The following is a 12,058-nucleotide window of genomic DNA, read 5'->3' as shown; positions in this document are numbered from 1 at the left end:
GTCCGGCTGCGCACCGCCGGCCTCCCGCGCCTCCCGGGCCCGGCGATGCCGGCCCTGGCGTGCCTGTCGGGTCAGCAGCAGCTCGTGCACGTGCTCGGGCTCCAGCAGGCCCGGGATGCCGAGGAACTCCTCCTCCTCGGGCGTGCCGGGCACCGCGAGCTGGCCGAACTCCCGCCCGTCGTACAGCACCCGGTCGAAGTGCGCGAGCGAGCCGAGGGCCTGGTAGCTGAACTCCTCGGTCAACGCATCGGAGGCCCTGTCCTCGCGCTCGGCGGCCTCCAGGAGATCCTGCTCGGCGTCCCACATGTCCTCGCCGTCGCCGTCGCGGTCGAGCGCGTGGTCGCGCTGCCGTTCGAGCTCGTTCGCGAGCGCGAGCAGCTGCGGCACGTTCGGCAGGAACACGCTCGCGGTCTCGCCGCGACGCCGCGCGCGCACGAACCGGCCGATCGCCTGCGCGAAGAACAGCGGCGTCGAGGCGCTCGTCGCATACACGCCCACGGCGAGCCGCGGCACGTCCACCCCCTCGGACACCATCCGCACCGCGACCATCCAGCGGGACTCCGACTGCGCGAACGCCTCGATGCGCGCGGAGGCCTCCGCCTCGTCGGAGAGGACGACGGTCGGCGCCTCGCCGGTGATCTGCGCGAGGATCTCGGCGTAGGCGCGTGCGGCGGTCTGGTCGGTCGCGATGACCAGGCCGCCGGCGTCCGGGATCTGCTCGCGCACCTCGCTCAGCCGCCGATCGGCCGAGCGCAGCACCGCGGGGATCCACTCCCCGGCGGGATCGAGCGCCGTGCGCCACGCCTGCGCGGTGATGTCCTTCGTGTTGTCCTGGCCGAGATGCGCCTCCATCTCGTCGCCGGTCCTGGTGCGCCACCGCATGTGACCGGCGTAGACGAGGAACAGCACCGGCCGCACGACGCCGTCCTCGAGGGCGCGCCGGTAGCCGTAGGCGTAGTCGGTGCGCGAGACGCGGATCCCCTCGGCATCGGGGTGGTACTCGACGAACGGGATCGGCGCGGTGTCGCTGCGGAAGGGCGTGCCGGACAGCTGCAGCCGGCGGGTCGCGCGCGCGTACGCCTCGCGCAGCGCATCGCCCCAGCTGCGCGCATCGCCGCCGTGGTGCACCTCGTCGAGGATCACGAGCGTCCGGGCGTCGAGCACCAGATCGCGGTGCACGGAGGCCTTCACCGCCACCTGCGCGTAGGTCACGGCGACCCCGTGGTACTGGCGCGAGGGTCGGGAGTGCCGGTTGCTGAAGCGCGGATCGAGGCGGATGCCGACGCGGGAGGCGGCATCGGCCCACTGGGTCTTCAGATGCTCCGTCGGCGCGACGACCACCAGGCGGTCGACGACGCGCCGCCGGAGCAGCTCGCTGGCCAGACGCAGTGCGAACGTGGTCTTGCCGGCGCCGGGCGTGGCGGCCGCGAGGAAGTCGCGCGGACCCCTGCCGGGGCCCTCGGGGCCGTCGAGCGAGAAGTACAGGTCGAGTGCCTCGGCCTGCCAGGCGCGCAGACGCTGCGCGGTGCCCCACGGGGCGCGCTGCGGGTACGACGGCGAGAGGTGCTCGGCCGCGAAGCCGCCGATGTGCTCGGACTCCGAGGGGGGAGCTGCCTCGTCCACGCCCACCTCCGATCCACACGCGTGAGAGTCCACGATAGGCGAACCCGCCGACATCCGGGGTTAGCCTGAGGACGAGGAGGCGGTATGAGCCCGGAGCCGGAGGACCCCCGTCGGACGCCGTTCGTCGAGAATGCGGAGCATCACCCGTGGCGGCGGTTCGTCGCGCTCGGCGACTCGTTCACGGAGGGCATCGGCGACCCCTCGCCCGAGTCCCCGGGCGGGAACCGCGGATGGGCCGATCGCGTCGCCGACGTGCTCGCCGCCGGCGTGGACGACTTCGCGTACGCGAACCTCGCGGTGCGCGGCAAGCTCATCGCCCAGATCGTCGCCGACCAGGTCGAGCCGGCGCTCGCGCTCAGACCCGACCTCATCACGTTCTGCGCCGGCGGCAACGACGTCATCCGCCCCGGCACCGACCCGGACGAGATCGCCGCGCAGTTCGAGGACGCCATCATCCGGCTCAGCTCCGACGGCGCGACCATCGTCGTGTTCACCGGCATCGACGTGGGATTCGCGCCGGTGTTCCGCACGTTCCGCGGCAAGGTCGCGATCTACAACGAGAACGTGCGGGCGATCGCGGAGAGGTACGACTGCATCGTGGCGGACCAGTGGGCTCTCAAGGAGATCCAGGATCCCCGCTTCTTCGCCGACGACCGGCTGCACCTCAACGCGCTCGGCCACCACGAGGTGGCGCGCATGGTGCTGCGCGCGCTCAACGTCCCGAACGATCTGACGCCGATGCAGCCGGAGCCGCTCCCCCGGCTCACCTGGCGCCAGGCGCGCGCGGGCGACCTCGTGTGGGCACGTGCCCACCTCGTGCCGTGGGTGCTGCGGCGACTGCGCCACCAGTCCTCCGGCGACGACGTGACGGCGAAGCGCCCGGACGCGGCGCCCGTGGCCGTGGAGGCCGATCAGGGGTGATCGGCGGGCGGATGCTGCAATGCCCACAGGGCGACGGATGCGGCGGCGGCCACGTTGAGCGAGTCCACATCGCCCGCCATCGGGATCGTCACCACGCTGTCGGCCGCCGCCAGCGCCGCCCGGCTCAGCCCGTCGCCCTCGGCGCCGAGCGCGAGGGCGACCCGCTCGGGACGGGCCGTCGCGAACGCGTCGAGCGCGACCGCGTCGTCCCGCAGCGCGAGCGCCGCGAGGTGGAACCCGGCGTCCCGCAGCAGCGGTGACGCCTGCGGCCACGACGGCAGCCGCGTCCACGGCACCTGGAACACCGTGCCCATGCTGACCCGCACGCTGCGCCGGTACAGCGGGTCGGCGCACCGTTCGCCGACGAGGACGGCGTCGGCGCCGAGCCCTGCGGCGGCACGGAAGATCGCGCCGACGTTCGTGTGGTCGACGAGGTCCTCGAGCACGACGACGGTGCGCGCCTCGCGCAGGATGCCCGCCGCGTCCGGCGCCGGCGGCCGGTGCATCGCCGCGAGGGCGCCGCGGTGCACCGCATAGCCGGTGAGCTGCTCGGCGACCGCTGCCGGGACGACGTAGACGGGGGCGTCGCCGGCGAGGGACGCGGCATCGTCGAGCCATCTCTCCTGCACCAGCAGCGACCTCGGCCGGTGCCCGGCGGCGACCGCACGGGCGATGACCTTCGCCGACTCGGCGATGTACAGCCCGCCGGCCGGCTCGAGCAGCCGGCGCAGGCCGACGTCCGTCAGGTCGCGGTAGTCGACGAGTCGCGCATCGGCGGCGTCCTCGATCCGTTCGATCCGCATCCCTCCACTCAACCATCTCCCGCGCGACGAAACATGCCGGAAAAGGGAGCGGCGTACGCTCGACGCGAGGTGATCCCGTGCCCGTCGTGTCTCAGCTGGACCCGCAGACCAGCGCTCTGGTCGGCCGGGCCGTCGACGCGCTCGCAGGCCGTCGCATCGCCGTGCTGACCGGTGCCGGCGTCTCGACCGACTCCGGCATCCCCGACTACCGCGGCAAGGGCTCACCGGCACGCACCCCGATGACGGTGCAGCAGTTCCTCGCGAGCGAGTCCTCCCGCCGGCGCTACTGGGTGGGCAGCCACCTGGGCTGGCAGCGCTTCGCCGCCGCCGACCCGAACGAGGGGCACGAGGCGATCGCGGCGCTGGAGCGCGATGAGATCGCGACCGGCGTGGTCACGCAGAACGTCGACGGCCTGCACGTGCGCGCCGGCAGCCGGCGGGTCGTCGAGCTGCACGGGACGATGCGCCGTGTCGTGTGCCTGCAGTGCGGGCAGGTGTTCGACCGCCGCGACCTCGCAGCGCGCGTGGAGAGCGACAACCCCTGGCTGCGCACCGATGTCGATCTGCCGCTGGGGCCCGACGGCGACGTCGCGGCCGAGGTCGTCGGCGAGTTCGTGGTGCCCGCGTGCAGCGTCTGCGACGGCATGCTCAAGCCCGACGTGGTGTTCTTCGGCGAGTTCATCCCGGCCGAGAAGTTCCGTGAGGCCGAGCAGATCCTTCGGGCCGCGGACGCGCTCGTCGTCGCCGGGTCCTCCCTCGTCGTCAACTCCGGGGTGCGACTGGTCGAGCGGGCCCGGCGGCGACGGCTTCCGGTGGTCATCGTCAACCGGGGGCAGACCCGCGCCGACGGCCGCGCCACGGTGAAGATCGACGCCGGCACCAGCGACGTCCTGGGAGCGTTCGCAGAATCACTGCCCGCTCTCCGGTGAGAATGGTCGTATGACCCGCCTCCTGCTGATCCGTCACGGCGAGACCGACTGGAACCGCGACCGCAGGATCCAGGGCGTCACCGACATCCCGCTCAACGACACCGGACGCCGTCAGGCCGCCCAGACCGCGGCGCTGCTGCGAACGATCCTGCCGGTCGGCATCCCCGCGACCGTCGTCGCCAGCGACCTGCTGCGCGCGCAGGAGACCGCGGCGATCATCGCCCGCGAGCTCGGGCTCGACGAGCCGGTGCTCTCGCCCCTGCTGCGCGAGCGCGCGTACGGCGAGGGCGAAGGCCTCGACGTGACCGAGTTCATGGCCCGCTTCGGGGGGCACACCACCGAGGTCCCGGGCGCGGAGTCGCCCGTCGCGCTGCGCGTGCGGGCGATCGAGGGGCTGCGACGGGCGATCGCCCAGTCGCGCCGTCGCACCGGCACCGCGCAGGCGGCGCTGATCGCCGTGGCGCACGGCGCTCTCATCCGCGAGGTCGTCGCGCACGCGAGCGGCGGCGACTTCCCCGCGCCCGGACAGCGTCTGATCAACGGCTCGGTGCACGAGTTCCTCGTCGAGCGGGACCGGATGCGGCTGCTCTCCTTCAGCGCGGCGTGACCGCCGGCGTCACGCCACGAACCGGGCGATCGCCTCGGCGGCCTGGCGCGGCGTCTCGTAGTGGATCAGATGGCCGACGTCGGCGATCTCCACGAGCTCCGCGTCCGGGAACAGCGTCCGCAGCGTGCGCTCCGCCTCGATCGGGGTGATGTCGTCGCGCTGCGCGGCGACCAGCAGCACCGGCACGCCGATGCGGGGGGCGAACTCGCGCACGTCGTGCGAGACGGACGCCATGAACGCGTCCAGCAGCACGTCCCGGTCGGCGAACCCGGAGAAGTACGCGTCGTGCTGCGCATGCACGAAGCGGCGCAGCTGCGGGTCGCGGGTCTTGGCCATCGACGCGCTCATGGCCCGCACGATGAGCGGGTTGCGCAGCAGCGACTCCCCCGCCCGGCGCGGCAGCGACGCGGCCGCCCGGTAGTACGCCACCGCGAGCCGGGTGAGGATGCCGCGCGGCCCCTCCAGCGCGGGCGCGCCGATCGGGTTGACCAGGACCAGACGCGGAGTGACCAGCCCGCCGGCGACGGCGGCGGCTGCGACGATCGACCCGAACGAGTGCCCGACGACGACGGCGCCGGGCGCCACCCTCGTCGCGAACCGGGTCAGCCAGCGCGCGTAGACGTCCAGGTCGTGCACCGCGTCCGGCAGCGGGCCGCTCTCGCCGAATCCCGGCAGATCGGGCGAGACGACGCGGATGCCGGGCAGGTAGGCCACGACCGGCTCGAGCCCGTGGTGGTCCCCGCGGAAGCCGTGCACGAGCAGCAGCGTCGTGTCGGCGTCGTCGGGCCCGTAGACCCAGTAGGCGGCGTTCCCGCCGTCGACCTCGACCGTGTGCCGCGACACCGGCGTGGCTGCCAGGCGTTCGGCGTACGCGGCGGGGATGAGCACCCGTCGAGTCTACGGCGGCGAGCCGGACCGGCCGTGTCCCCGGCCGCCGCTACCGTGGCGGCATGAGCACCCCGGCATCCGTCTCCCGTTCGCTCTCCGCCGTCGCATGGGCACGGCAGATCGGCGTGTTCGACCTTGAGACGACGGGTGTCGATGTGGTGCACGACCGCATCGTGACCGCCCACGTCGGGCTGCTCGCCGCCGACGGCACGGTGCTGCGCCGCGGCGACTGGCTCGCCGACCCCGGCGTGGAGATCCCCGCGGCGGCGACCGCGGTGCACGGCGTGACCACGGCGCGGGCGCAGGCCGACGGCCGGCCGGCGCGCGAGGTCGTGGCCGAGGTGGTCGCGGCGCTGCGCAGCCTGTTCGGCGCCGGCGTCCCGGTGGTCGCCTACAACGCGCCCTACGACTTCTCCCTTCTCAAGCACGAGGCGCTCCGTCACGGCGTGGCGCCGATCACCGCGCCCGGCCCCGTCGTCGACCCGCTCGTGATCGACAAGGCCGTCGACCGCTACCGGAAGGGCAAGCGCACGCTCGAGGCCGTGGCCGCCCACTACGCGGTCGACCTGATCGGCGCGCACGACGCATGCGCGGATGCGGTCGCCGCCGGTCGGGTCGCGCAGGCGATCGCCGCCCGTCACGCCCGCACCCTGCCGGCGGAGGCGCACACGCTGCACGATGCGCAGATCGGGTGGGCGCGCGACCAGGCCGAGAGCCTCACCGAGTACTTCGTGCGCATCGGGCGCATCGACCCGGTGGTCGACGGCAGCTGGCCGATCCGCTGACGGCACGGACGGCGAAGGCCCCGCCGATCGGCGGGGCCTTCGTGGCGTACGGCTTACTTGCTGCCGCCGCCGAAGTTCTTGAAGCGCTGGTTGAACTTCTCGACACGACCGGCCGAGTCCATGATGCGCTGCTTGCCCGTGTAGAACGGGTGCGACGCCGACGAGATCTCGACGTCGATGACCGGGTACTCGACGCCGTCGAGCTCGATCGTCTTGTCGCTGGTCACCGTCGAGCGGGTGAGGAAGGTCTCGCCCGAGCCCAGGTCGCGGAACACGACGGCGTGGTAGTCGGGGTGGATGTCAGTCTTCATGAGGAGTCCTTAGTGGGGATGGCGTCCCTGCCGAGAACCAGGGACCAAGTCCGCGGTGCGCGAATGCACCAACGAGCGATCCTATCAGCCCTGGGCGCGCGCCGCGAACCGGCCGCCGTCGGCGGTCAGCACGATCGGCAGGCCGAACGTGGCCGTCAGGTTCTCGGCGGTCAGCGTCTCGCCGATCGGCCCGGCCGCGACGACGGCGCCGTCCCGCAGCAGCAGCACGTGGGTGAAGCCGACCGGGATCTCCTCGACGTGGTGCGTGACCATCACCATGGCGGGAGTCGTCGGCGCCAGCGCGTACTGCCCGAGCAGGGTCAGCAGCTCCTCGCGGGAACCGAGGTCGAGGCTCGCCGTGGGCTCGTCCAGGAGCAGCAGCTCCGGATCGGTCATCACGGCACGCGCGATCTGCACCCGCTTCTGCTCGCCGTCCGAGAGCGTGCCGAACAGGCGGTCGGCGAGGTGGTCGAGCTTCCACTCCGCGAGCACGCGCAGCGCGCGGCGCTCGTCGATGCGGTCGTACTGCTCGTGCCAGCGCCCGAGCACGGCCAGCGCGGCGGTGAGCACGACGTCGAGCACGGTCTCGTCGCCGGGGATGCGACGGGCCATGGCCGAGGAGGCGATGCCGATGCGCGGGCGCAGGTCGAACACGTCGGTGCGGCCGAGTCGTTCGCCGAGCACCGCCACCGTGCCGGAGGTCGGATGGTCCAGGGTGGCGGCGAGCTGGAGCAGGGTCGTCTTGCCGGCGCCGTTGGGGCCGAGGACGACCCAGCGCTCGTCGCCCGCGACCCGCCAGTCCACGTGCGAGACGATGTCCCGGGCGTTGCGGCGGACGACGACGTCGGACAGTTCGAGCACCTCGGGCATGGCATCCAGCCTAGAGCGTGTCTCCCCGTCCTCACGCCGACGAGGCGGCGCTCACGCGTTCCGCACGGCGCGGTAGAGCTCCTCGGTCTGGGCGGCGATGCTGGCCCAGCTGAACTCCGATGCGGCCCGCTCGCGTCCGGCGCGGCCGTACGCCGCCGCCCGCTCCGCGTCGGTCGCGACCTCGGTGAGCACCCGCGCGAGATCCGCGACGAACCGGTCGGGGTCGACGGGCGTGCCGGTGCCGTCCTGCACCTGGTCGATGGGCACGATCCGGCCGGTGACGCCGTCGACGACGACCTCCGGGATGCCGCCGGTGCCGGTGCCGACCACCGCGGCGCCGCAGGCCATCGCCTCGAGGTTGACGATGCCGAGCGGCTCGTACACGGACGGGCACACGAACGTGGTCGCGGCGGTGAGGATCGCGCACAGCTCGTGCCGGGGCAGCATCCGTTCGATCCAGACGACGCCGTCCCGTGTCTCCTGCAGCTCGTGGACGAGGCCCTCGACCTCGGCGAGGATCTCGGGGGTGTCCGGCGCTCCGGCGCACAGCACGAGCTGCACCTCGGGCGGGAGCAGCCCGGCCGCGCGCAGCAGATACGGCAGGCCCTTCTGCCGGGTGATCCGGCCGACGAACACGACGGAGGGACGAGCGGGGTCGATGCCGTGCGCGGCGAGCACGTCCGGATCCTCGACGGGGTGCCAGGCGTCGACGTCGATGCCGTTGTAGATCACATGCACCCTGGCGGGGTCCAGTGCCGGGTAGCTGCGCAGGATGTCGGCGCGCATGCCGCCGGACACGGCGATCACCGCGGCGGCCCCCTCGTACGCGGTCTTCTCGATGAAGCTGGAGACGGCGTACCCGCCGCCGAGCTGCTCGGCCTTCCACGGCCGGAGCGGTTCCAGGCTGTGCGCGCTGACCACGTGCGGGATGCCGTGCAGCAGCGAGGCGACGTGCCCGGCGAAGTTCGCGTACCAGGTGTGGCTGTGCACGAGATCGGCCCCGGCGACGTCGGTGACGATCTCGAGGTCGGTGCCGAGGGTCTGGATCGCCGCGTTCGCGTGGGCCAGCTCCGCCGGCGTGCGGTAGGAGCTCGTGCCGGGCTCGTCACGCGGTGCGCCGAAGGCGTGGACCCTCACCTCGATGCGCTCACGGAGGGCTTTCACGAGCTCGGCCACGTGGACGCCGGCGCCGCCGTAGACCTCCGGAGGGTATTCCTTCGTGATGATGTCGACGCGCATGTCAAGGACGCTAGTACAGGCGGTGAGCCCGGCATAGTGTGGTGCCATGCCGGGTACACCCAAGATCTTCGGGATCATCCTCGCCGGGGGCGAGGGCAAGCGACTCATGCCGCTGACGGCCGACCGGGCCAAACCCGCGGTGCCGTTCGGCGGCCAGTACCGGCTCATCGATTTCGCGATCTCGAACCTCATCAACTCGGGGCTGCGGCAGATCGTGGTGCTGACCCAGTACAAGTCGCACAGCCTCGACCGGCACATCTCGCAGACCTGGCGGATGTCGGCGCTGCTGGACTCGTACGTGACCTCGGTGCCGGCGCAGCAGCGTCTCGGCAAGCGCTGGTTCTCGGGCTCCGCCGACGCGATCCTGCAGAGCCTCAACCTCATCAACGACGAGAAGCCCGACATCGTCGTCGTGGTCGGCGCCGACCACGTGTACCGGATGGACTTCCAGCAGATGCTCGCGGCGCACATCGAGTCGGGTGCGCGCGCGACCGTGGCCGGCATCCGTCAGCCGCGGGCGCTGGCCGACCAGTTCGGCGTGATCGACGTCGAGGCCGACGACCCCACCCGCATCCGGGAGTTCCTCGAGAAGCCGAAGGACGCGGTGGGCCTCGCCGACTCCCCCGACGAGGTGCTGGCCTCGATGGGCAACTACATCTTCGACACCCAGGCCCTCATCGAGGCGGTCGAGGCGGACGGCGAGCTGCCCGGATCCAACCACGACATGGGCGGCGACATCGTCCCCTACTTCGTGCGGCGCGGCGAGGCCGGGGTCTACGACATGAAGCGCAACGACGTGCCGGGCTCCAACGACAGGGACCGGTCGTACTGGCGCGACGTGGGCACGATCGACTCGTTCTTCGACGCGCACATGGACCTGATCTCGACGCTGCCGGTGTTCAACCTCTACAACATGCAGTGGCCGATCCACTCGCAGCTCGTGAACTCGCCGCCGGCGAAGTTCGTGCGGGACGCGGTCGGGCGCATCGGGAACACGATCGACTCGATCGTCTCGCTCGGGTCGGTGCTCTCCGGCACGCATCTCGAACGATCCGTCGTGGGCCCGTGGACGCTCGCAGGCGGCGGCTCGACCGTGACCGACTCGGTGCTGTTCGACCGGGTGCGCATCGGCGCGGGGGCCCGCATCCATCGCGCGATCATCGACAAGAACGTGGTGCTCGTCGACGGCGCGACGGTGGGCGTCGACCGCGAACGCGACCTCGCGCGCGGGTTCACGGTGACCGACTCGGGCATCACCGTGGTCGGCAAGAACGTGCGCGTCGAGGTCTGAGGCCCCGGGTCAGACGCCGACGCGCTCGAACGCGTCGAGACTGATGCCGCGGTCCACGATCAGACGTGCCCACTCCCGTGCCGAGTGCAGGCTGTGGTCGCGGTAGTTGCCGCAGCTGAACGCGTCGGTGCCCGGGACGTCCTCCCATTCGACGTCCTCGGCGATCGCGCGGAGGCTGTCGCGCACCGCGGGGACGACGTCGGCGACGGCGGGCTCGCCCCACATGATGAGGTGGAACCCGGTGCGGCAGCCGAACGGCGAGATGTCGATGACGCCGTCGATGCGGTCGCGCAGCAGGCTCGCCAGCAGGTGCTCGATCGTGTGGAGCCCCGCGGTGGGGATCTCGCCCTCGTTGGGCTGCACGAACCGCACGTCGAAGTTCGAGATCGCGTCGCCCTTCGGTCCGTGCTCGACGCCGATGAGGCGCACGTACGGCGCCTGGACGGCGGTGTGATCCAGGGTGAAGCTCTCGACGTCGGCCATGGCGGCTCCTTCCGTGCCGGGGTGCCTCCATTCTCCCCGGGGTTCGGGTCGCCGGTAGCCTTCATGACGTGATTGCGCCTGCCCGGTTCCTCGTCGTCCTGGACGCCGACTCCACGCTCATCCGCAACGAGGTGATCGAGCTGATCGCCGACGAGGCCGGCCGCGGCGCCGAGGTCGCGGCGGCGACGGAGGCGGCGATGCGCGGCGAGGTCGACTTCGCGACCAGCCTGCGCTCGCGCGTCGAGGCGCTGCGGGGCGTCCCGGCGACGGCGTTCGCCCGCGTGCTCTCGCGGATCGAGCCCACCCCCGGTGTGCACGAGCTCGTCGCCGCGGTGCACGAGCGCGCTGGCCTGGTGGCGGTCGTCTCCGGCGGCTTCCACGAGATCCTCGACACGGTGGCGCCGTCGCTGGGGGTCGACATGTGGCGCGCCAACCGGCTCGTCGCATCGGACGGCGTCCTGACCGGCGAGGTCGACGGGGAGATCGTGGATGCCGCGGGCAAGGCGCGGGCGCTGCGCGAATGGGCCGGTGGCCACGGGATCCCGGCCGCCGCCACGGTCGCGATCGGTGACGGCGCGAACGACCTGCTGATGATGCGCGCGGCCGCGCTCGGACTCGCCTTCAACGCGAAGCCTGCGGTGCGTGCGCAGGCCGACCTCGTGATCGGCGACGTCGACCTGTCGCAGGTGATCCCGCTGCTCCCCTAGCGGCTCAGCCGGTGCCGGTGCGGCGCACGGGCGTGAGCCCGGAGCGCACCGTGCGATGGATGAGCACGTGTCCCCGACGCAGCGTCACGCGCACCCACCCCGGCGCCTCCCGCACCAGGGCGGTCTCCTCACCGTGGATGAAGCCCAGGGTCGTGGCGGCGAAGGCGACGGCGCGCGGCAGCCCGTGGAGCTGGTGGTCCTCCTCGCCCCAGACGCGCCCGCGCACGACGCGGACGAGGTCTTCGCCCGCGTCGGCCGGCAGCGCGTGCGCGACAGCGGACATGCCCCACTGGGCGCGGGCGGCCAGGACGGACGCGGGGATCTCGCCGCGCGGCTCCCACCCGCGTCGCGGCGGGGCGATGCCGGCCCAGGGCGCCGAGACGGCGGTCTCCGGCAGGGCGAGCGCGAGGGGGTCGTCGGTGGCGGCGAGCCCCGGAGCCGTCACGACCAGGTCGCACTCGAGCTCGGGATCGACCGGCAGGGTGCGCAGCGCGAGCACGGTCGGGACCTCGTCGAGCAGCGTTCGCGGCGCGAGGGCCGCCGTCGACATGACCAGCGTCCCCGTCGCCGCGCGCAGGCGCACCGCCGCGTCGGCGCCGAG

14 protein-coding genes are annotated in these 12,058 nt (G+C 72.7%); 6 read left to right on the top strand and 8 right to left on the bottom strand.

Annotated elements, in window-relative coordinates; translation table 11 throughout:
* Positions 1 to 1,677 (bottom strand): DEAD/DEAH box helicase (locus QM626_RS06400; protein WP_415075160.1); only part of this gene is annotated, 1,677 nt, incomplete at its 3' end.
* A gap of 30 nt (positions 1,678 to 1,707) precedes the next feature.
* On the opposite strand from QM626_RS06400, the gene QM626_RS06395 reads away from it, so the two are divergent.
* On the top strand, positions 1,708 to 2,544 hold the full coding sequence (locus QM626_RS06395; RefSeq protein WP_415075158.1) for an SGNH/GDSL hydrolase family protein: 837 nt from the start codon (positions 1,708 to 1,710) through the stop codon (positions 2,542 to 2,544).
* Here QM626_RS06395 and QM626_RS06390 read toward each other — a convergent pair.
* Positions 2,535 to 3,347, bottom strand: a complete 813-nt coding sequence (locus QM626_RS06390; RefSeq protein WP_415075156.1) for a TrmH family RNA methyltransferase — start codon at positions 3,345 to 3,347, stop codon at positions 2,535 to 2,537. The genes QM626_RS06395 and QM626_RS06390 overlap by 10 nt on opposite strands.
* Before the next feature lie 77 nt (positions 3,348 to 3,424).
* On the opposite strand from QM626_RS06390, the gene QM626_RS06385 reads away from it, so the two are divergent.
* Positions 3,425 to 4,276 carry a Sir2 family NAD-dependent protein deacetylase gene (locus QM626_RS06385; protein ID WP_415075154.1) on the top strand — a complete coding sequence of 284 codons (852 nt, stop codon included), beginning with the start codon at positions 3,425 to 3,427 and terminating at the stop codon, positions 4,274 to 4,276.
* Positions 4,277 to 4,286: 10 nt separating this feature from the next.
* Positions 4,287 to 4,883 (top strand): histidine phosphatase family protein, encoded by a 597-nt coding sequence (locus tag QM626_RS06380; protein WP_415075152.1) that lies wholly within the window; start codon positions 4,287 to 4,289, stop codon positions 4,881 to 4,883.
* A 9-nt stretch (positions 4,884 to 4,892) separates the two neighbouring features.
* Here the strand turns inward: QM626_RS06380 and QM626_RS06375 are convergent, their stop codons facing one another.
* Complete coding sequence (locus QM626_RS06375) at positions 4,893 to 5,771, bottom strand: alpha/beta fold hydrolase (protein WP_415075150.1); 879 nt, start codon at positions 5,769 to 5,771, stop codon at positions 4,893 to 4,895.
* Between the two features lie 62 nt (positions 5,772 to 5,833).
* On the opposite strand from QM626_RS06375, the gene QM626_RS06370 reads away from it, so the two are divergent.
* Positions 5,834 to 6,556: an exonuclease domain-containing protein gene (locus QM626_RS06370; RefSeq protein ID WP_415075148.1), complete on the top strand. Its 723-nt coding sequence runs from the start codon at positions 5,834 to 5,836 to the stop codon at positions 6,554 to 6,556.
* Positions 6,557 to 6,609: 53 nt separating this feature from the next.
* On the opposite strand, the gene QM626_RS06365 is transcribed toward QM626_RS06370, so the two are convergent.
* From QM626_RS06365 to glgA, 3 genes are all read right to left on the bottom strand, one after another.
* On the bottom strand, positions 6,610 to 6,867 hold the full coding sequence (locus tag QM626_RS06365; RefSeq protein ID WP_415075146.1) for a type B 50S ribosomal protein L31: 258 nt from the start codon (positions 6,865 to 6,867) through the stop codon (positions 6,610 to 6,612).
* 84 nt (positions 6,868 to 6,951) lie between these two features.
* On the bottom strand, positions 6,952 to 7,737 hold the full coding sequence (locus QM626_RS06360) for an ABC transporter ATP-binding protein (RefSeq protein ID WP_415075144.1): 786 nt from the start codon (positions 7,735 to 7,737) through the stop codon (positions 6,952 to 6,954).
* 51 nt (positions 7,738 to 7,788) lie between these two features.
* Positions 7,789 to 8,976: a glycogen synthase gene (gene glgA / locus QM626_RS06355; protein ID WP_415075142.1), complete on the bottom strand. Its 1,188-nt coding sequence runs from the start codon at positions 8,974 to 8,976 to the stop codon at positions 7,789 to 7,791.
* Positions 8,977 to 9,022: 46 nt separating this feature from the next.
* Here glgA and glgC point away from each other — a divergent pair, with 46 nt between their 5' ends.
* Entirely contained in the window at positions 9,023 to 10,267 is a 1,245-nt protein-coding gene (glgC, locus tag QM626_RS06350) for a glucose-1-phosphate adenylyltransferase (RefSeq protein ID WP_415075140.1), read from the top strand.
* A 9-nt stretch (positions 10,268 to 10,276) separates the two neighbouring features.
* Here glgC and QM626_RS06345 read toward each other — a convergent pair whose 3' ends face one another.
* Positions 10,277 to 10,750: an S-ribosylhomocysteine lyase gene (locus QM626_RS06345; protein WP_415075138.1), complete on the bottom strand. Its 474-nt coding sequence runs from the start codon at positions 10,748 to 10,750 to the stop codon at positions 10,277 to 10,279.
* 71 nt (positions 10,751 to 10,821) lie between these two features.
* On the opposite strand from QM626_RS06345, the gene serB reads away from it, so the two are divergent.
* A complete protein-coding gene (serB, locus tag QM626_RS06340; protein ID WP_415075162.1) occupies positions 10,822 to 11,457 on the top strand; it encodes a phosphoserine phosphatase SerB in 636 nt (211 codons plus the stop codon).
* A 4-nt stretch (positions 11,458 to 11,461) separates the two neighbouring features.
* Here serB and QM626_RS06335 read toward each other — a convergent pair.
* Positions 11,462 to 12,058: hypothetical protein (locus QM626_RS06335; protein ID WP_415075136.1), on the bottom strand; the 597-nt coding region annotated here is incomplete at its 5' end.

This window comes from Microbacterium sp. (assembly GCF_047606385.1).
Lineage (GTDB): Bacteria > Actinomycetota > Actinomycetes > Actinomycetales > Microbacteriaceae > Microbacterium.
Note: the sequence above shows the minus strand (reverse complement) of the source record. Positions and strands in the feature narration are given on the sequence as shown.

What these genes read in the sequence shown, in the direction of transcription:
- QM626_RS06395 (WP_415075158.1), top strand. Translation starts at nt 1,708, where the DNA reads ATGAGCCCGGAGCCGGAGGACCCCCGTCGGACGCCGTTCGTCGAGAAT.
- QM626_RS06390 (WP_415075156.1), bottom strand. Translation starts at nt 3,347, where the DNA reads ATGCGGATCGAACGGATCGAGGACGCCGCCGATGCGCGACTCGTCGAC.
- QM626_RS06380 (WP_415075152.1), top strand. Translation starts at nt 4,287, where the DNA reads ATGACCCGCCTCCTGCTGATCCGTCACGGCGAGACCGACTGGAACCGC.
- QM626_RS06370 (WP_415075148.1), top strand. Translation starts at nt 5,834, where the DNA reads ATGAGCACCCCGGCATCCGTCTCCCGTTCGCTCTCCGCCGTCGCATGG.
- QM626_RS06365 (WP_415075146.1), bottom strand. Translation starts at nt 6,867, where the DNA reads ATGAAGACTGACATCCACCCCGACTACCACGCCGTCGTGTTCCGCGAC.
- QM626_RS06360 (WP_415075144.1), bottom strand. Translation starts at nt 7,737, where the DNA reads ATGCCCGAGGTGCTCGAACTGTCCGACGTCGTCGTCCGCCGCAACGCC.
- glgA (WP_415075142.1), bottom strand. Translation starts at nt 8,976, where the DNA reads ATGCGCGTCGACATCATCACGAAGGAATACCCTCCGGAGGTCTACGGC.
- glgC (WP_415075140.1), top strand. Translation starts at nt 9,023, where the DNA reads ATGCCGGGTACACCCAAGATCTTCGGGATCATCCTCGCCGGGGGCGAG.
- QM626_RS06345 (WP_415075138.1), bottom strand. Translation starts at nt 10,750, where the DNA reads ATGGCCGACGTCGAGAGCTTCACCCTGGATCACACCGCCGTCCAGGCG.